Below are 17565 nucleotides of genomic sequence, written 5' to 3'. Positions count from 1 at the left end.
TTCTGCTGTTACTGGTTATCAGTTATTTTAACTCTTAATTTTAATGCCAGAATTGTGGCATTGTCATGCGCTCCACGTTCCAGAACTTTTTTAATAGTTAAATCAGCAGAGGATTGGAGAATTTTATCTCCACTAAAAATTTCTGCTAATTCATCTGCTGGCACTAAATCCCAAACTCCGTCAGAGCAGAGAATTAGAATATCTCCATCTTCTAGCAGCATTGATAAGCCTGCTCCAAAACGGTTTAGATCTTGTACATATCCTGGACTTAATTTGCGTTTAGAGCCAAGAGATTTAGTCAGCACATTGCGGTCAGGATGGTTAAGACTTTCTTCATAAGTTATTTCACCACTAGCAAATAGCATTGCTACCAATGAGTGGTCTTCACTCAACTGACATATTTGACCATTCCTTAACAAGAAAATTCGACTGTCTCCCACATGAGCTATCATTAATTCTCGTCCCAAACCCATAACTAAACTTATGGTTGTCCCTCCGTCTCGTACTTGCTGGGCTACAGAATTGTTAGCTTTTTCAACTAAAGAAATTAGCCAATGACCACGAATATTTTGATTGGTTAAATCTGCGGTAATCGGAGTTTCTAAGACTGTTTGCACAGCCAGTTTACTAGCTAGTTCTCCTTGAGCCATACCCCCCAAACCATCTGCTATTACTCCTAAAATGAGCGAATCTGAATTGTTTAAGTTATGTCGTCTGACTCCATAACTATCCTCATTGTGCAGTCGGCTAGTTGATAGCCCCACTATGGAATGGGTTGCTACTTCCCAATAGATTTGGGGTGTTTGTATTGATTTACGGATGTCTACTAAAAGACTCAATAATTGAGTCAAGGAAAATCGCTCTTCTGGAAAAGGAGAAAGAGACAGTTTGAGAATTTGATAGATAGAAGGAATGGGATTAATTTCTAATTCTTTACTTGATTCTTGAGGAGGAAGTTGGTGATGAATAGCCTCATATAATAAAGCACCGACAATATAAGTACTTATTTGCTCACTGATAACAAAATTACTGTCATAGGCAATTTCTGGAGCGCAGTATTCTCCCATCAAGCCAGAGGTGAGATGTCCATCAATTGGGTAAGCACCAGTTAAATCGAAAAACTTTACAGGTGTTCCCATTTGAATAAATTTAGGAAATATTTGAATAAAACACCATTGGCGCTGATAAATAAATTTAAAAAATTGGCAGACTTGGCTAGCAAGCAATAAAGAAGATTCTAAAGACTGATTTTTGGTTAGCCAATATTTTAAAGTTTCTTCTTCCTTTGGCAAATAACTCAACAATATATGCTTTGGTGTAGATGCATCAAAATCGGCATCTACTTCTTCCTCGTCATAAAACTCTTCATCTAAATATTCTGTTGCTTGCTCTAAATCCTCACTTTTATCTGGATCTGTTTGTTCAATTTGAGATAATACTGGTTCTCCTGCTATTTCCTGCTCAAATTCACTGAATTTGAATGGATCATCAGAGCTTTTACTGCTTGGTAATTCGTTGCTGAAAACCGAATTATCTGGGTTGGGTTGATTTTTTGGTAATGGTGAGTTAGAAGATAGATACACTGACTCCTTTTCGACACAAGCCAATAATTCAGACAGCATTTTGTGATTACCGAGAACTTTTCGCAGTTGCAATTCTCGACTCAGAGCGCCATCAATTGCGCCTACCCGCAGTAATCCTAATTTTGCTTCTTGCTCAGGATTGTGGATAGTGACTTGGAAGTAATGAACGTCTGCAAATTGACCCAAATGTGATTCGATTTGAACTTTAAATTTATCTATTTGGCAGCAAGTTGCTGTTTGGATAGTTAAAGAATCATTTGAGTTAGTATCTAATAACTTCATATGTTAACTATTGTCGCTGATTGTTTATAACAAATAATGGATTTAGAATGTACACACTGGAAACAATTTTTTTGTGACATTTTATTAAAAATTACGATATTGTCACAATCAAATGATGGTGCGTGACGCCAAAAATCGCTAATCTTCGCACAAAAATAATCGTAGCGTCACACACCCTACAATAACTGAATTATTATTTATGGACTTTGAAAAAGGAAGCGAATTTTGCCAAATGCAATTTCGTCTCCAGAGTTTAATGTTTCAGGAGTAGTAATTCTGGCGCTAAATCGAGATTGACCTGCACGTTTAATGAAAACACCGTTTGTGGAACCTATATCTTTGATTTTCCACTGACCTATTTCATAATAAATTTCTGCATGAGCGCGAGAAACCGTGTCTTCTCCAGGAAATCCTTCTAAATCAACCTCTACAGGACCTGAATCTGTATCAAATCGCCCAACTATTGCATTACTACCATCTAAATGGAATTCTGGAATAGGTGAATTAGGTAATTTGGAAATTAGTTTGGCAGTACTTGCTGAAATTGTTGGGGTAGAATCAGGATAAATTGGGGTGATTATTGGGGGAGGATTTTCTATAGGTTCTTGATAAGAAAATTGATTTGGCTCTGGTGGTAAAACTATTGTTGGGACTTCACTAATGTAATTAGGGGTGGTTGATGCTGTTGTTAATTCAGAACCACAGGCTCCACAATATTCTGATTCTGGTGGATTTTCATCATAGCCACAAGCTTGACAAGTAATAGACATTGATACTACTCCTTATTTTGGTGTTAGTAATTTAGTAGTCAGGTGTAGGGTGACTCAGAAGAAATTTTTTCGTAAAAATGAACAGATTTTTCACATCTGACGCACCCTAAAAAACACTTTTTAAAGTAGATGCCCATTATTTAATATCAATTCTTTTCAGAAGTAATAAATTTCAAAGTTCATCATTGATATCGTCGCTCATTTTGATGGTTTTACCTTTAGCACCAATTTTCACAGTTTTACGAGTTCCAGATGAAAGTTTACGAGTTTTACGTAACTCGTCTTGAGCTTTTTCTAGAGATACAGTCATGGCTTGATTACCAAGTCGCTGTGTCATTCGACGTGCGGTTTCTAATAACTCTTCTGCACGCTGGGGGTTTTGATCAGCTACTTTAGTTGCATCAGCTACAAGTTGAGCAATATTAGACTGCTGGACATAACCCATTACTTCTTGATCAACTTGTGCAGCCATTTGTCCGGCGACAAACTGAAGCACAACATTTTGTGGGGGAAGTTCTCCTCTTTTGTTTTGTCCAGGAACATCATAAGTTAATCCAAGTTGAGCAATTCTCACTTTAGCTGTAGGGCGAGAATCTATGGTGAATTCTAATATAAAAATAGTGTCATCATTAGCTATAACGTTGCCCATTTGATATGGTTGTTGTATTAAAGCAAATTCGGCTTGATCGGGATAAACACGAACAGTTCGTGTGAGTTTAACTCCAGCTACTGTTTTAATATTTAATGCTAAATTGGTGATAACTTCTTGCTGTGCTTGACTAAATTCTTGAAAGAGAGTATCGGGTAAATCAGTAATTGCAACCTGAGTACCAATAGGATTTCCTGGAACTACATGAAAACATCTCCCGCCACTAGCATCACTCAAACCTACAAGTAAGTCTTCGTTATAGTCTCCAACTCCTAATGCGGTAATAGGAATACCATTTGCTGCAAAATCTTGAGCTAATTCTTGACATTTATCTTCATCAAATGTTTGACCATCAGTGAAGATTAATATCCGCAGACTAGTCATATTTTCATTAGCAAGAAGATTCAGGGCTTGGTGCATCCCACGCCCCATCATTGTACCACCACTAAACTTTTTCAGTTGTGATATGGCACTCTTTAATTGATTTACTTCTGTTGCTGGTGTCAGTCCAATGATGGTAGATGCTGTGTCATCAAATTGTACAATGGCAATGCGATCGCTCTGACGTAAACTGTTATTACTAACTAATTGATTTAATGATTCTATCACAACATCTATCTTACTTTTCCCGGTTGTCACATCCTCGGTCATAGAACCACTAGTATCGATAACAAAGGCAAATGTAGTTGATGGACGAGTAGCAGAAACATCTTTTGCAGGTCGCAGCTTCAGCATCAAAAATAATTTTTGTTCAGGAGCATCTGCTGGTAAAAATTGCCTATGAGGTGTAATTGTAACATTTAACATTTTTCTTCTCATAATGTAATTTCTAAGAAAATACCAATGGTGGTAACATCCCAAAAGTCGGTTCTATATTCGATAAATCTGGAGGAATCGGTTTGGGGATTTCTTGATTACCTGTTTCTGTTAAGCCTTCAATATCATCTATTGTCATTGGTGGTAAATCAATGTCAATATTACTATTACGATATCCTTCTTTGATATCCTCTATCCAAGTTTTAACCATGAAGTTGAGATGGGAATCAGAAATCTTGCAACTGCTTTTTTCTTGCAGGTAATTTCGGATATCTTCCCGCATCTTAAGAGTGAAAATTTGCTCTGGATAATCCTCTTGATGGGAAGTTAAATCTAAAGAGTATGTATATTGCTCATGGGAGTTTTTGAGTTTGAGTGTCAATGTATACTTAATCATGTCATTTGTCATTTGTCATTTGTCATTTGTCAACCGTCAACCGTCAATTGAAATTTCCAGGATGATATTTCCTAGTTTGCGTTTATCATTATTCTTTAACTCTTGTTTTAATAATTTCATGCCTCTTTCTTTCATTAATTCGTTATATTCCATGATGATTTTTTCCCCTTCCATGTAAATTCTGGCGGTTTCAGGTGGGAATCCTTGGTCTTTGCGTAAGTAAATACTTGCTTCCTCAGAACTTCCTAAAATTACCGGATTTTTACCTAAAGAAAATGTTGTTTTTTCTGTGGGTGTCCAATGCACAATTAATGATGCTTCTCGACTCAACTCTTCAATCCAAGCAATCATCAGTCCGATAAAAAAGCCTAAAATAGCTGCACCTAATAATCGTCCTGTAAGTTCACCAAAAATTGCAGTAGCTAGAACAAATCCTACAGCACCAATCACACCACCAATACTTCCACCCAATAAAGCTTGCTGTAGCTTTAGATTAGGAACAAAATTGGACATTCCACCACCAAGTAATGCTCCCAAAATTGTCCAACCAGCTATTCGACGAATAATTTCTGCAAGGGTAATACCGGGTAGTTGTAAAAATAGAAATTGACTGGCTATTACTGCTATTAAACTAACTATAAAAATTCCCACAGTAGCAATACCAGATCGTTTTGGTGAGAGAGTCCGCAGACAAAAACTGAGAATAGCTGTTCCTAACAATAATCCCACAATATCGCCAAAAGCTGCAGTAGCTAACCAAAAAGTAACTCCACTGAAAATACCGCCAAGACCACCACGGAGTAAGATGCTGCGTAGTTGGAAATTACCGCTGAAGAAGGTGATAGTACCACCAAGTAACAATCCTACAATCACCCAACTGACTGTATTTTGGATGATTTGCACCCCTAAAAAAATCGGAATTGTGGTTTCTGGTAAATACAATAATTGACCTATTGAACCGGCTGTGAGTCCAGCTACCAGACCACCGCCAACACTAATACTACCTTCTTTAAAAGTGAGCAAACGGCGACGCCAGTAAGCATTTTGTCCGATAATCAGCGCCACAGAAGTTCCTAAACCTAAGATTCCTGTCCAAGCACCAATTCGCAACATTAAATATACTGGATTGTAATCACCAGTTAGTCCGCTTTCAACTAGGCTACCAATGATTTTTTCGGCTTTTTGAAATGCTTGTTGAAACTGACCAGAATTAGCATAAATGACTAGGGAAGGGTCGCCAGTAACTTGAGCTAAATAGCCTGTGTCAGCGTCACCAGTGGCGACGGCGATGATATTTATTCCCTGAATTCTGACCAATTCGGCTACGTTTTTGGTAGTAAATTGTGAATCAGGTAGTCCATCAGTAAATAAAAGGATATTCCGATTAAAAGCAGTAGATTTTAAGTAGTCAGCGGCGGCTGTAATTCCTTGATCCATACTAGTACCACCACCATTTGATAACCCGATAATTGCATTTTCAAGGGATGTTTTATCTCCCGTCAAATTTGCGGCTGGGTGAGCTTGGCTACCAAAACCGACAACTGCAATCTGATTTTTAGTCAGGTCTTGTTGTTGCACAAACTTTTGAGCCGCTGACTTGACTTCTTGGAGTTTACCGTTATCATTCATGCTACCTGAGCAATCTATTAATAACACAATCGCTTGCGGTAATGGTTGGTGAGAAGCTGGTAATTTTGTGAATGCTAATAGCATTTCACCTAATAAAATTGCAGCGAGAAAACAACCTATTGCTCCGTATAAACCAAAGAGTATAGGCTTAGGTATTTTTTGTTTTAACAGTCTAAAAAAACTCTGCATTATATCATTATCTCCATTACTTGTTTATGCTTGGTAGTTTTCAGTTAATTTACCTGGATTAATTTGCTTTTTGAGAATTAGAAATCTTCCATACGCCATTATCTTTTTGAAAATAATAGGTATAATCTGCTTTGTATGCACCAGAACTATCCTGATCAATTCCTGTAGGTGTATGAAGATAAAGCTCTTCTTCAATGCTGACAGTGAGTGCTGGTTTATCTTGGTCATCAAAAAATGAAATAACCTTTTTAATTCGAGAGTAATTATAGGTATAGTAGGCATTATTATTGCGAAGCCAAGCAATCGATCCGTCAGAATTTGTCAAATTATAATGAAAATTTCCCGTGACTAGTTCATTAATTAAACTGGTATTCAAATCCTTACCAAATATTTTATGTTTGGTATTTAACCAGTTTTGAACTATTTCAACTGCTTGCTTTTGGGACAATGATGAAGAAGTCGGTGAAGAAGTAGGGGAAGAAGTAGGTGTAGGAGTAGGTGTAGGAGTAGGTGAAGAAGTAGGTGAAAGAGTAGGTGTAGGTGATTGAGAAATATCTAATCCGATTTCTAATTCAAAGGTGGTAGTACCTTGACGACTAGATAATTGAATGGTGTATTTTCCTGTGACAGGTAAAACTTTACTAGTATCAAGTAATTGACTATCGGGAGTATATACCCAAATACAAATATCCTCCTTGGTTTGGTAACTCAATTTTTGACCAGACTCAGCTTCAAAGATGTATCCCACATTTTTACCAGGACTCACTACGCCAGATTGTTTAACAGTTTGACCAGTCAATGAAATAGATTTAACGTTATTGCTGGTAAGTGCTTCTTCAGGTTTTTCTGGGCATTTATTTACTGGTATCTTGACATTATTTGTGATTTTTTCCGAAGAATTACACCCATAAACGCTGAAAACTATTAACCAGTATAGCCCTGTTGTTTTTGCTATTGTTTTGGTAAATTCCCAGGGTGTAAACATTGGTAAATTATCCCTCCTCAGCTTCGCGTTTGAGTTTATCAGCCCAAATGGAGAAGGGAATAAACCCACCACCTACTAAGGCGATAAATACAAGCAATAGCATTACTATTCGCACTTGTAATGGTAAAGAATTTCCAAAGCCACCCATTCTATAAGGCTTTTCATCTGATATCACTTTGGAATCGACTTTGACACTAACATTGTGTACAGAATACCGTCTCGGATTTGGTTCGGTGTAGGTGATTTCATATTCACCCAGTAGAGCATCTAGAAAAATATTTAACTTTTCTGTAACTGCTTTAGCATCAGGAGAAAATGCAGCAATACCACCACTAGCGTTAGCAATTGCTGCTAAACGTTCGCGGTCAACAAATTCATCTTCTGGGACTGTACCTAATCCTTGACCGATGTCTGAACGTTTAGCAGGTCGGTTAAGAGCATATTTTCTTCCTAGTTGTTCTGGGGTTAAGCCATAACCCAAAGTATGAACAACTATTTGCGGATTTCGCTTTAATAAATCAATCAGTTGCTCAAAATCTTCGGCTTCATTTGGTTTATTGTGATAACCATCAGACAAGAGAATTACAGATAATCTTGGTTGCGGTTGATTAGAGTTTTTTTCTACATAAAAACGTTGATCTGTGGTATCACCCAAAAAGCGGATAGCTTTGGTTAGAGGTTGATAAATGTTAGTAGATGCACAAGGTATTTGATTAGCAAGATAGTCGAGGTTGTTCTTTATTTTGACATCACCAGCCGAGAAAAATTTATCAAGTTTCTGTTTGGTAACTGGATTACCATCACAATTAGTTCCCGGCTCGCCAAAGGGTACAATTGCTATGTGAGTATTACCACCACGTTCCGCTATGGCTTGATTAAATTCTCGAATCGCATTAATAGCACCTTGAAGTTTTGTCCCTCCCTGCTTATCACGGTTCCTCATGCTCCCACTGTAATCTAACAAAACAATAATCCAAGCTGGTGGAGGTACTGTTTCTTTAGCGCTTTTCCAATCTTGGCTATTAAAATTAACAGGCTGACGATCCACTAACAAGCTAAAATTAGTATCCTGTAAATCTATTACAGGTTTATCGTCCTTACCTTTGACTTTGACACGAATAGTTACTTGGTCATCTTTGACTATGGGATTATCAACAATTTCGGCTTTTTTGACTTGACCAAAGCTAGGACTACACAAAGAAATAACTAGCAATAGAGACAGACTAAGATTGCGGGTCAAGGAAGCGATTGTAGTAGACGAATCGGAATAATTGTTGTTCATTGGCTACCCTCTGTTGAGCGTAAAAAGTTAAAACGGAATTATGTTTTAAAGGAACTTTTCTGCGAGAACTTAAGCGTTCACCATTGACTTCTATCGTGTCGTAAACTCTAGGGTTGGGAATTAAAAATGTTTCACGAGGGTTCATTTCTATATCTGCTACGTGGAGGGCTAAATCAGGAATGCGGATGTGTGCTTTATCAGCAGAACCAATTCTGATTTTTCCTGTAGCTGGTAATTGAATTGACATCCCCTCTTCTATCCGACCGTCTTCATCCTCACCAACAAATTTTAATTGCGCTTCCTGTTGTTCAAGTGTTGGATATGTTGTGCTTGAATAATCAAGGCCAGTATATTCAAAACCAGCGCCGGCTCTGAGAGCTACCATGTAGCTAGGAGATGTGGTTTTGCTAAACACAAAACCAAGGAGAGTTCCCAAAATTATAAAACCGATTGGGTCTTCATAACCTTTGAAATTAGGCGGTAATTCACCTATACTTTGACGCATGATTTCAAATAACAAAGCTGCTGCTAAACTGGCAATAATACCTCCCTTGAAACTGGTATCGCGACGTTGTTCAAAACGTTTTGGGTCTCCAGCTTCAATACTGCGCCAACGCCATGTCACCCCTTCCGCTAATCCAGTGGAGCCACCGATAATCAACCAACCTATTGTCCTAATAATTCGTTCGTCTATGGGATTTTGTGGTAGTAACACAATTTGATAAATTCCACCAGCAATTAAACCTGCTAATAGTCCCAGTCCAGCAGCAATTAGCAGGGGACGCTTTGCAATTCGCAAGTTCAATTTTAGTCGCGTAGGAGTACTGATAAATATTTCAGTAACTACCATTCCAATTGCTAGGGAAATGGCTATACAGGGGAAGAGAATTATTTCGGGAAGTTGCTGGAGTAAGTTGAGGTCTGTTAGGAAGAATTGACCTAGGTTCCAGCCGATTAGCGCTGAGTTTATTCCTGCTAAAATATAGAGATATGTTCGCATTTTTGGGTTTCACCGCCATGTTATTTCTGGTATTGATTATGGTAATTTAATTCTAGATTTGTGGTTATGGTAGACAGATAATCCAGAGTAGACATTTTTCATTTTTTATACGTTCAGTTATATTTTGCTTTAATTTGTCATATGTCTGACCTTTTTCTAAAAAGCCAACAGCATTATTCTTCTTATCAAGATACTGGTATTTATAAATAGCTTTCACCCATTTTCTTTTTTCTGCTTCTAGATTTTGTGATTGGTTTTCTTCTTGAGTAATTACGCCTGCATATTTTAGATCTGGAGCTTGAAGAACATCCTTGAGTGATACCACTATTTTTGTTTCACCTTCCTTGTTTGGTAAGTTCAACTCAGTTTTTAGTTGTTCCACAAGTTCTTGAATTACTTTACTGGTATCTTCAAACCTTTTAAGTGCATCGTCCTCCTTCTTCTTCTGATCAATTTCAGTCGCCTGCATATCTTTTATATGTTTAGTTATATCTTCCTTTAATTTGTCATATGTCTGACCTTTTTCTAAAAAGCCAACAGCATTATTCTTGTTATAAATATACTGGTATTTATATATGGCGTTCACCCATTTTTGTTTTTCTAGATTTTGTGCTTGATTTCCGATTGGATATTGTAGTTGTTTATCTTGAAGAACATCCTTGAGTGATTCCACTATTTTTGTTTCACCGTCTTTATTTTCTAATTTCAAGTCAGTTTGTAGTTTTTTCACAAGTTCTTGAATTACTTTATTGGTTTCGTCAAACTTGCTAAGTGCAGTATTCTTTTTGTCATCAGGTATATCATTCGGCTGAGGAATAGGAGTAGGAGTAGGCGTAGGAGTAGGCGATAAGGTTGGTGTTGGTTGATTACCTTCAACATTAAACCCTAAACTCAATGGGCGAAAAACAGAGCCTAAGAACAAGCTAATCAAAATCAGAATAAGTAATAATGGCAAAGGTACATTTGCATTAAATAGATATTTAAATGCGTCAAATACCTGTTCATCAGGAGTTGTTTCCCGTTTAACTGTAATTCCATATATCTCATGTTCCCAATCATTAATTTGGAGTTGTTTAAATATACGTTTGGGAACTTTTCCATAACCTAATTGATAGAAAAAAGCTGCAATTATTGGTTCTTCTAAATTATCAAAAAACTTAGCTATAGGTTGATATTTATCCTTCGGTGAATGATTCAAATCACGCTGATTGAAGTAAAATTTTAATTCATTTCTTAGGGTTTGCCAAAATTGATCAGTTAGCTGGAAACTTAAAGATTGCCAGCTTACTTGTGAGTTATTGGAGATTAAAGTTAAATCATACTCTACATCTCGAATAAACTGCTCCGAAAACTTATACCAAGGTCCTTGTTTGAATAAAGTAATTCCCTGTCCCTGCATTACCAAATTTAGTAAAACCTGAAATCCTTCCTTTAGTTTGCCTTCAAACTTTGGTGCTAATTCCGAGTTTCCCTTTAACAAAGCGCGTATTTGATTTTGACAAGTATCAGCTAATCTATACGTTTGATACTGTTTATCACCCTTGTGTAACCAAGTCAAATACTCTGGTAAAGTCTCTGGAATTATAATTGCTCTCAACGTCAACAGATTCACAAATTGTGGAGTATATGTTCCTTTGATAGCACTATCAGCACCTTGTGCGTCAAAAATTTGTTGCCAGTATTTTTCAGTAACTTTATCATTTGATAAAGCATTAGCAATCGCTTCCACATGCTGAGGTTTAACCGCAGAAGGATTATTCATAAAAGCCTTAATTGCTGATATCAGCGCCTGTTCATCTGATACTACTGGTGGTAAAGCTTTAGGGCTACTATTTTTAAGTCTTTGGAAGAGTTCATAAGCTTGAGGACTAGCAGCTTGAATAATCTGAAATCGTCCCATCATTTCTAATGCTTCAACATTAAATGCCCATGCAATTGGTTGATTATTGGTTTTGGCTTTTTCAGTTGCTAGTTGATTAAGTTGTTCTAGATTGTATGTTTCTGCCTGAATTATCCAAGCTGTAGATTGTTTTTGTAGAGCAGATTGAACATCAGAACTTAACCCTTTTTCTATAGGAACAACAACTTGACTGCTGTTTGGTTCTCCCAATTTTTTTTGTTCAAAAGGATTAAAAACAGGCATCCGATGATGTTGCTGTTCATACTGTCTAATCCATGCTAAAATTTTTGGTAATCCATCTTCCCCCTCGCAGAGAAAATAGCGATATAAAGAGGGACTGCGCCCATAGTCATCCCGACCTCGTGTGACTATAGCAACAACTGACCAAGCAGATCCGTCACTTCCCACTACACGACCAATAATTGCTGGCTGATCCCTGGAAGCACCCTCAGCAACTTTAAATTCCTTATTCTCAATTGAGCGATCTACAACATGAGGAATTTGGTCAATTGTGGCATTCATATACTTTCCAGTAAATCCAGCGGATACCCACTTATCTCTATCTCCCAGGACATAAATCCCAGTGCTAAATTCATGAATTTGAACAAATATTTGTGAATCCATTAAATAACTCCTTTTTTCATTTTTGTCGGTTTGTAATCAGGACTTTAGTCATTGTGATATTTTTGGTAAATGAGAACTTCAGTCCTCAGTACAGATATTGTTCTTAATCTCTGTCTAGTTCCCTATGGCGTTCCCCTGTACATAACCAATAAATTGGCGCTACTAAACCGAAGGGTCGCCACCGTTTTGGATATTTGATAACTGAATGTACTCCACTACGTTCTCTAACCAGCACTGTAGAATTGGGTTCTGGATACTGATTCCCCAACATTCCAAAAGCTGACGTTGTAAAATAGTCAAAGCTTCCTCCTCCCCTTTCCATCCAAGAGTTTAACTTTCTGTCAACTTGAGGGAAACGAGCTGATGCTAAATATTTAGGTCTATGTCGATTTAGCCATAATTCTGACTGTTCACACTTTGTCAGCACTAAAGCAATTCGCCGCTTTTTTTCACTCATGTCAGTTCGGTCAAGACTTATGAAAAACCTATCTAGACCACTGGCATATTCTGCGTCTTTGCGATAAGCTGTACCATCAATCAAAAACATAATTCCTGTGGCTTGTAAACAATCCTCCAAGTAATCAATCAGTAATGGGTCATTGGTTCTGTTAACCAAGTCGCTAAAAAATTCTCCTGAGTAATCTTTGCAGCTAATATTCAGCCTCACCAGTTGGGAATTTAAGCTGGCTTGAGGATTTTTCCAAGAAAATTGACCCTTAAGAGTAATGCTGAGGCTATAATCTTTGACTTCTGAAGCATCAGCATTTAAGGGTGTTGGTTCTAATTCTGCTCCTTGTTCGAGAATATTCTGCGCTATATTAATCAGTTCCTGTCCATCTTGATTAATAGAAATAACACTCTGCACAGGACTGTTAGAATTAGCATTAGGCCAACGTGCTAAAGATGCCATATAAGTGGTTTTACCAGAAGACTTATCTCCAATTACCCTGAGTACGGCACTATTTTGCTGAGGCTCAGATGTTTGGTTTATTTTTGTCGTTAACCAATTCCAATTAGACTTCATATCTCATCCTCTTACCTGTACTCAGCCAATAGAGAGGGGAAATGACGCCATAGGGTTGCCATTTTTCTTTATCTCTTAAAAATGAAAATTTAGTACCCAATTCATCAACGCGATTCGGTCGAGGATCATTACGACGGAGAACACCAAAAGTTGATATGGCGTAAAATTGTAAATTATTGGGTGGAATTCTCTGTCTTAAAAGTGCTGTAGTTTCAGGAAAATGTCGGTCAAATAAATCGATTTCTGGTTCTAGACGACCAGGCCAGAGTTCACCTCGTTCACATTTACTCATTGCTATAGCCAGTCGTAAATTATTTCCTCGCCCGTATGATTCCATTAAATGAGTAAATCTATCTAAAACTCGCCTATAAAACTTATCAGTTCCACTCTTCCATTCATTCAGCAAAATCAAACAGCCAGCCACATCACCCACAAAACATTCATCAATAAACTCTTGATGTAATGGATTAGTGCTGCCTGAATCTAATTCTTCAAAAATTTCCCCTGGATAATCTCTCACAGCTAAAATAATTTCTTCTGGTTTACCAAGAGCAGGTTTAATTTCAATCTTAAAAGAATAAAAAGGTAATGTATCAATTCCTCCTATTACCTCATCAGGCTGTAATGTCAAGCCTTGTAGAATAATATCTTCAGATCTTCTTGCTAGTGTTTTTGTATCATCATTTAGAGGGTTAATCGTAAAATTTACTTTTTTACCTTCCTGTTTATTTTTATATTGCCAATATGCTAAAGCAGCTAGATAAGTTGTTTTACCAGAACCATGCTGACCAATAATGCGAATATTACCCATATTTTCTCCTATTTACCTAAATATGCGCCTAGATAAATCCAAGGCAATTCCAATAACGAACGATGATGAATACTCGTAATAAAACAGCGAACTGATAACCCTGAAATACTTTTATTGATTTCGGCAATTTGAGATTGAATAGGTTTAAAATACCGACTATTAATTACATAATGATGACGCTGCTGCCAATTCATTTGACTGCTATTGGGATTATAAGCAAGTCGCAATACTTCCTGGTTTAAATCACAAAACAAGTCAGCTTTATTTAAGCAAATCAGTATATGTCTGGCTTGAGGACATTCATACCTAAAGAAATCTACCCAGCGATTAAATCTGTTACACCATTGCTGTTGAGTCAGAAATTTATCTGGTTCTACACCAGCTTTTAAAATTTCCCGATAGGGAGGTAAAATTAACAATATACCTTCACTTAGACGAGCAGTATTCAAGAAATTGTTCCACTTGTCTGGATTATTTTGCTGCCATGTTTGCCTCCAAATTTCTCCGGTTGTATCTGTCCAATCTATAGTTACCTGTTTAAATCCAGTAGGTAATTTAACTTGGATATCTAAATAACGATGGTCAACTTCTTTAGCGGCCTCTGTTGGTTTTGTTCTGCCTTCATTATCATCATATAAAAGTGCTTTTAACAGTTGATAATCAGGACTAGTAACTTTTACATATTCGCCTCTAGGGTTAGCTAATTCCATTGCTAGACTTGTTTTGCCAGTTTCGCGATCGCCTATATAAATTACTCCCATTTTTTCAGATACTTGTTAATTATGTTGAATTTTGCACTTAGGCATTTATTAGGAGCAAATTATATCCAGAGCCTCTTTTATGCGTTCAGGACTTACCAAAATCTTTGTTTCTACGTCTTCATTTATCCTGACTTCGATAACTTTAGGAGATATTATTTCCCTAGTATTTGCTTGAATTTTTACATACAATTTAAGATTAGGATTATTCTGTTCTCTGACAGCATTAATGAAATGATTATGGATATTCTGGAAAATCCTTTCAGAGCTATGCTCTGTTTCTGGAGTAGTTATTAATTTAGTAGCTCCTAGTATCCCTAATCCCTGAGAAATATCATCTAAAACAATAATAAATTTATCAGGGTTATAAGGATTTTTTAGTCTTAATACAAGACTGGAACAACTATTTTCCTTTGTATTATAAAAATCAGGATTGATTTCTAGCTTCTTATAAAAATCTTTAAAATAATCTTTAAGTCCTGATTTAAGCCCTAAAATAACAACATTATGATCATTGTTAAAAGACTCACTTCTTAGTTTTCTTTGAGGTGCAAGTCGTTTTAATTCGATTTCCTCATTGGAAATTTTTTCTAAAAACCTAATTAATTTATAAATACTTAATACCAATGTATGTTTAATTGTGAGGTTCTGGGATTGTTGGTTTTCTGGCTCTTGATCATCTCCAAAATAAAATATTTGATATTTTTGGTCTGATGATGGATTATTGTGGAAATTAGGAATAAAAAATTTCTTCAAATTTCCATATTCTTTATATGTTCTCCGGTCCTGGATAAGTTCTTTGACACTTCTTAATTGTGAATAACCCAAAATTCCCAGTAATACAGAAGTAAAGATATTTAATGCAGCAGGTATTATTACTACATCTCTCAACCATTTTGAACGTTCACTCAATGCTTTTTTTTCGGGCGATACAGTAGATGCAACAACTTGAGTAGATGCTTGAATAAAGTTATTTCCAGAAGATTTAAAAGATGGCTGAGGCACATCTAAACCTACTTGTAAAGTAAAATTACTAACGCTTTTTTGACGCGCAGCAATTTGGAGTTGATATTCTCCAGTAATAGGTAAAGATTCAACATTTGTCGGGAGAATTTGATTATCTGGTGCGTAAACCCAGATACAAATATTGTCTGCTGTGTTGTAGCTCAGTTTTTGACCAGACCGCGCCTGAAAAGTATATCCTATATATTCATTATTCACAGCGCGATCGCGTAACTCTATCGGCTGATTACTTGCTAGAATAATGCTGGTTCTTCTACCAGCTAAGATTCCTTCAGGCTTGGCTGGACAGTTATCAACCACTAAATTTTTAGAAAGATTATTACATCCAGACAATGTGACAACAGCCAAACAGAGTAATAGTTTTTTCATGGTTTAGAGATTAAATAATTGCTGTAGCAGAAGAATATTTAAAAACAGGACTCCAAATAAAAGCTACTACATATTTACATTTTTGACATGAGTAATAATTTTATTATCAACAAGTTTAAATAGTTTTTATAGCTCAATACCCTGCACCATCCGGGTAAAGTCTCGTGTAGCCGCATCTAGAGCCACGGCTGGTATTACAGCAATTTTCAGGTAAATGTACCACATCTTTTTTTTCACGCAGAGACGCCCAGCCACAGACAGGAATCAAGAGTGTGGTCTAAATACATGAAAACTGCTGTAAATTAGACTTAGAAAACAATGTCTAAGACTCATGAAACAGGCGATCGCGCTAGCTTGAAAAATAGATTAGGAAAACCTTCATGCCTTATAGTAAATTTACTTTGAGTAAAGCTGTAGATGATTTTCAACTGACGATTGTTGAAGGCGATCCCTTTCTACCAGAGATTTCCCCAGTCAATCCGAGTTCTTTACTCAAAGATACCCTGAAAGAAACCCTCCCTTGGGCAATCGCGGTGAGTAGTGAAAAAGCGCGTTCTGAAGGCATTATCAATCCACTCTTGTTAGAAGTTAAACGTCAGCTTAAAGGACAAATTAGCGTCTTTTCGGGCGAAGAGTTCAACGTGCAGCCAGAGGTTGATTTGACAGGCTATGTCGATTTTCTCATTAGTCGCTCTCCAGAGCAGTTGTTTATTAAAGCGCCTGCTGTGGTTTTGGTGGAAGCGAAGAAAGAAGACCTGAAACCAGGACTGGGACAATGTTTAGCCGAAATGGTAGCAGCACAACGTTTTAATCAACAGAAACAGCAGCCCATTTCCACGATTTACGGAACAGTCACGAGCGGTACGGTTTGGCGGTTTCTCAAACTAGAAGGGCAAACTGTGACGATTGACTTGACTGATTATCCACTACCACCAGTTGAGCAAATTTTGGGCTTCCTAGTTTGGATGGTGCAGAATGGTTGATCTAGTCCATACAACAGCCAGGGGATGTTAGGCTCGAATGATATACACTTACAGCTATTTTCAGGTAAATAGACCACATTTGCCGTAGGGGCACAGCACTGCTGTGCCCTGAGAGTGTGGTTCAACTACGTGAAAACTGCTGTAATGACAATGTTATTCGTGCCGTGCCCCTACGACAATTTTCCTTACAAACCAAGTCCACCTGCGTGGACTAACGCAAACAAACGCGAGTGCGTCCGTCTACGACACGCACTCGCATTCGTAGAGAAGGTTTTTCGGCGTTGCATAAATGAGGAGCGATCGCACTTTGGTGAAAATGGCTTTGATGAAAGATAAGCGATCGCCTGATTTCCGCCCAAACCCGATAAGTCTGCGCCTTAGTACAGCCCTTAATTAATTCATAGCGAATTCTCTGCACCCCTCTGCGTTTACCTTCGCGCCCCTTTGTGTTGAAAATTCCCGCCCCAACTCGCTCTATGTATTACACCATC

Annotated in this window: 15 protein-coding genes; 1 reads left to right on the top strand and 14 read right to left on the bottom strand. The window is 37.3% G+C overall.

The annotated features are described in order from the left end of the window. Positions 1 to 8: 8 nt before the first annotated feature. The 13 genes from HEQ19_22410 to HEQ19_22350 all read right to left on the bottom strand — a co-directional run bounded on the left by HEQ19_22410 (position 9) and on the right by HEQ19_22350 (position 16091). The gene (locus tag HEQ19_22410) at positions 9 to 1865 is read right to left on the bottom strand and encodes a protein phosphatase 2C domain-containing protein (GenBank protein WYM01851.1); all 1857 of its coding nucleotides are present in this window, start codon (positions 1863 to 1865) and stop codon (positions 9 to 11) included. Between the two features lie 197 nt (positions 1866 to 2062). Beyond that, positions 2063 to 2635, bottom strand: coding sequence for an FHA domain-containing protein (locus HEQ19_22405; GenBank protein WYM01850.1), 573 nt, complete (start codon positions 2633 to 2635; stop codon positions 2063 to 2065). A gap of 172 nt (positions 2636 to 2807) precedes the next feature. Beyond that, positions 2808 to 4091 carry a VWA domain-containing protein gene (locus tag HEQ19_22400; GenBank protein WYM01849.1) on the bottom strand — a complete coding sequence of 428 codons (1284 nt, stop codon included), beginning with the start codon at positions 4089 to 4091 and terminating at the stop codon, positions 2808 to 2810. A gap of 22 nt (positions 4092 to 4113) precedes the next feature. Next, positions 4114 to 4509, bottom strand: a complete 396-nt coding sequence (locus HEQ19_22395) for a hypothetical protein (protein WYM03548.2) — start codon at positions 4507 to 4509, stop codon at positions 4114 to 4116. Positions 4510 to 4533: 24 nt separating this feature from the next. Then, positions 4534 to 6315, bottom strand: coding sequence for a vWA domain-containing protein (locus HEQ19_22390; protein WYM01848.1), 1782 nt, complete (start codon positions 6313 to 6315; stop codon positions 4534 to 4536). A 58-nt stretch (positions 6316 to 6373) separates the two neighbouring features. Continuing rightward, positions 6374 to 7300, bottom strand: coding sequence for an IMS domain-containing protein (locus tag HEQ19_22385; GenBank protein WYM01847.1), 927 nt, complete (start codon positions 7298 to 7300; stop codon positions 6374 to 6376). Positions 7301 to 7307: 7 nt separating this feature from the next. Continuing rightward, positions 7308 to 8582, bottom strand: a complete 1275-nt coding sequence (locus HEQ19_22380; protein WYM01846.1) for a vWA domain-containing protein — start codon at positions 8580 to 8582, stop codon at positions 7308 to 7310. Continuing rightward, positions 8524 to 9582, bottom strand: coding sequence for a hypothetical protein (locus HEQ19_22375; GenBank protein ID WYM01845.1), 1059 nt, complete (start codon positions 9580 to 9582; stop codon positions 8524 to 8526). The genes HEQ19_22380 and HEQ19_22375 overlap by 59 nt, the downstream gene beginning before the upstream one ends. 64 nt (positions 9583 to 9646) lie before the next feature. Next, complete coding sequence (locus HEQ19_22370) at positions 9647 to 12106, bottom strand: hypothetical protein (protein WYM01844.1); 2460 nt, start codon at positions 12104 to 12106, stop codon at positions 9647 to 9649. Between the two features lie 103 nt (positions 12107 to 12209). Next, positions 12210 to 13130 (bottom strand): hypothetical protein, encoded by a 921-nt coding sequence (locus HEQ19_22365; GenBank protein WYM01843.1) that lies wholly within the window; start codon positions 13128 to 13130, stop codon positions 12210 to 12212. Next, positions 13120 to 13941: a hypothetical protein gene (locus HEQ19_22360; GenBank protein WYM01842.1), complete on the bottom strand. Its 822-nt coding sequence runs from the start codon at positions 13939 to 13941 to the stop codon at positions 13120 to 13122. Before HEQ19_22360 ends, HEQ19_22365 begins: the two co-directional genes overlap by 11 nt. Before the next feature lie 8 nt (positions 13942 to 13949). Next, the gene (locus HEQ19_22355; GenBank protein WYM01841.1) at positions 13950 to 14702 is read right to left on the bottom strand and encodes a hypothetical protein; all 753 of its coding nucleotides are present in this window, start codon (positions 14700 to 14702) and stop codon (positions 13950 to 13952) included. 48 nt (positions 14703 to 14750) lie between these two features. Beyond that, positions 14751 to 16091: a hypothetical protein gene (locus tag HEQ19_22350; GenBank protein ID WYM01840.1), complete on the bottom strand. Its 1341-nt coding sequence runs from the start codon at positions 16089 to 16091 to the stop codon at positions 14751 to 14753. A gap of 380 nt (positions 16092 to 16471) precedes the next feature. Here HEQ19_22350 and HEQ19_22345 point away from each other — a divergent pair, with 380 nt between their 5' ends. Further along, on the top strand, positions 16472 to 17074 hold the full coding sequence (locus HEQ19_22345; GenBank protein WYM01839.1) for a hypothetical protein: 603 nt from the start codon (positions 16472 to 16474) through the stop codon (positions 17072 to 17074). 211 nt (positions 17075 to 17285) lie between these two features. Here the strand turns inward: HEQ19_22345 and HEQ19_22340 are convergent, their stop codons facing one another. Beyond that, complete coding sequence (locus tag HEQ19_22340) at positions 17286 to 17492, bottom strand: hypothetical protein (protein ID WYM01838.1); 207 nt, start codon at positions 17490 to 17492, stop codon at positions 17286 to 17288. Positions 17493 to 17565: the final 73 nt, after the last annotated feature.

This window comes from Gloeotrichia echinulata CP02 (assembly GCA_038087035.1).
GTDB classification, from domain to species: Bacteria; Cyanobacteriota; Cyanobacteriia; order Cyanobacteriales; family Nostocaceae; genus Gloeotrichia; species Gloeotrichia echinulata.
Note: the sequence above shows the minus strand (reverse complement) of the source record. Positions and strands in the feature narration are given on the sequence as shown.

Coding starts and splice junctions, on each gene's coding strand:
- HEQ19_22410 (WYM01851.1), bottom strand. CDS start 1,865: ATGAAGTTATTAGATACTAACTCAAATGATTCTTTAACTATCCAAACA.
- HEQ19_22405 (WYM01850.1), bottom strand. CDS start 2,635: ATGTCTATTACTTGTCAAGCTTGTGGCTATGATGAAAATCCACCAGAA.
- HEQ19_22400 (WYM01849.1), bottom strand. CDS start 4,091: ATGTTAAATGTTACAATTACACCTCATAGGCAATTTTTACCAGCAGAT.
- HEQ19_22395 (WYM03548.2), bottom strand. CDS start 4,509: ATGACAAATGACATGATTAAGTATACATTGACACTCAAACTCAAAAAC.
- HEQ19_22390 (WYM01848.1), bottom strand. CDS start 6,315: ATGCAGAGTTTTTTTAGACTGTTAAAACAAAAAATACCTAAGCCTATA.
- HEQ19_22385 (WYM01847.1), bottom strand. CDS start 7,300: ATGTTTACACCCTGGGAATTTACCAAAACAATAGCAAAAACAACAGGG.
- HEQ19_22380 (WYM01846.1), bottom strand. CDS start 8,582: ATGAACAACAATTATTCCGATTCGTCTACTACAATCGCTTCCTTGACC.
- HEQ19_22375 (WYM01845.1), bottom strand. CDS start 9,582: ATGCGAACATATCTCTATATTTTAGCAGGAATAAACTCAGCGCTAATC.
- HEQ19_22370 (WYM01844.1), bottom strand. CDS start 12,106: ATGGATTCACAAATATTTGTTCAAATTCATGAATTTAGCACTGGGATT.
- HEQ19_22365 (WYM01843.1), bottom strand. CDS start 13,130: ATGAAGTCTAATTGGAATTGGTTAACGACAAAAATAAACCAAACATCT.
- HEQ19_22360 (WYM01842.1), bottom strand. CDS start 13,941: ATGGGTAATATTCGCATTATTGGTCAGCATGGTTCTGGTAAAACAACT.
- HEQ19_22355 (WYM01841.1), bottom strand. CDS start 14,702: ATGGGAGTAATTTATATAGGCGATCGCGAAACTGGCAAAACAAGTCTA.
- HEQ19_22350 (WYM01840.1), bottom strand. CDS start 16,091: ATGAAAAAACTATTACTCTGTTTGGCTGTTGTCACATTGTCTGGATGT.
- HEQ19_22345 (WYM01839.1), top strand. CDS start 16,472: ATGCCTTATAGTAAATTTACTTTGAGTAAAGCTGTAGATGATTTTCAA.